Raw genomic sequence first — 1,648 nt, 5'->3', positions numbered from 1 at the left:
CGCATTCTCGTTACTTCAGCCTGCAAATAAAAAGTCAATACTAAAATTGAAGAAAGTTAAAAAACTTTACAGGTTAAAAATTAGGCATTAAAATAAGGCCACCACAACCAGTGCTGGTCTGAAAGTAAAAGTTTTGAATTAGCTTGGATCAGGAAGAACAGAAAGATATTCTTTCACTCGTCCATAGTATATTCTGAGAAATTTATTAGCACCTGCAGTCATATAAACATAGTAAGGCTTACCCTGGGTGCGTTTTCTGTCCATGAATTGATATACAGGATCATCCTGAGGCATGGTTTTGATAAGAACATCCATTACTTGAAAAAGAGTCTTTCTTAAATTTGAAGATCCACGTTTGGATGTTGGGACGCTTTTTTGGGCATAGGAACCAGATTCGTTTACCCCAGGATCAACTCCGGCGAATGCAGTAAGGGCTCCTTTATGCGTGAATCTGGTTACATCACCGATCTCAGCCATAAGCTGTGGACCGAGAGATGGACCAATCCCTTTAAACTGCATGACAATTGAGTATTCAGGAAGCTTTGAGGCAGTCTCGTTCATGAGAGTGCGTATTGTTTCGACAGTAACGGAAGTACTGTTGAGCTGATCGACAGCTTGTCTGATGATATGTTTGGTTATTTCATTCTTAGGAAATACTGGAACAAGTTCCTTTGTTTTGGTGTAAATTTCTTCCGCTTTTGATTTATTGAAGGCATATTTTTTGCGCTTGCACCAGTTCTGATAATGTTCAACAAAAGCGTTTAGAGACATTTTACGAATGCAATCTACATGCCAGTATGTAGAGACAAAATCAACCCATTTCTGGGAACCATCACTGCGGGTGGGACTATTGAAATAAGTATTTGCATTTGGATAGGTCTGGTCAATGAGGCCAATAAGATTATTTTTCATAGCCGTTTTTTGTTTCACATAGAAATGGAACTGACGATTCATGACCTTTAGCTGAGCGCGTAATTCATCTGTAATACTATACGGTTCAAGACTTTGCCATTTGTCAAGAGCGTAGCGGGCAATCTTGACAGAATCAGCTTTGTCGGACTTGATTTTGCGAAGAGAATCGTTATTAAAATCTTTGACCAACTTGGGATTAACAGCACTGACAAAGAGATCTGCTGCTGAAAGCTGGTGAGCAAGTGCTTCGTAGTAGCGGCCGGTATGTTCCATTACAACCCGGGATTCACCTTCGATAGAATGAATAAGTTTAATAAGTGAATGGATATCACTGGATGTGTGCTTAATCTCAAAAGGAGAGGATACAATCTCCCCAAATGGTCTCAGAATTGTAACCATACTTTTACCTTTTGAAACATCGATACCTACTGCGTTCATAAATTTATCACTCCTTAAAAAATATTACAATGGATAAATACCAGTTTTACTCATTACCTGTTCAAACTACTGTGTGTGACACGAATGCACCTAATGTGATTCAACCTGCATAAAACGAACACTGTGAATGAGGAGCCGGTTATCAGTCTAAAGTACGGACGCGAGGTCCAAGTGATGAAGTCGATATACCATTGCATCCTACATTCTAACAGTTTAAGTAATGAGATGGATAAATCCTTACTGGAAGTAAGGGGATTACCCATAAATATATTGTAGTAGTGATGAGTTAGACGCGCAA

1 protein-coding gene is annotated in these 1,648 nt (G+C 39.1%); it reads right to left on the bottom strand.

All coding sequences use genetic code 11. From position 1 onward, the window contains the following. Positions 1-138 precede the first annotated feature (138 nt). Complete coding sequence (locus tag DWW13_RS15980) at positions 139-1,350, bottom strand: IS110 family transposase (protein ID WP_055218916.1); 1,212 nt, start codon at positions 1,348-1,350, stop codon at positions 139-141. Between the last annotated feature and the right edge of the window lie 298 nt (positions 1,351-1,648).

Origin of the sequence: Blautia sp. AF14-40, from assembly GCF_003479665.1 — a bacterium.
Classification (GTDB): domain Bacteria; phylum Bacillota; class Clostridia; order Lachnospirales; family Lachnospiraceae; genus Fusicatenibacter; species Fusicatenibacter saccharivorans.
This window is presented reverse-complemented; position numbering and strand designations above follow the sequence as displayed.

Excerpts from the sequence above, each read along its gene's own strand:
- DWW13_RS15980 (WP_055218916.1), bottom strand. The coding sequence starts at position 1,350 with ATGAACGCAGTAGGTATCGATGTTTCAAAAGGTAAAAGTATGGTTACA.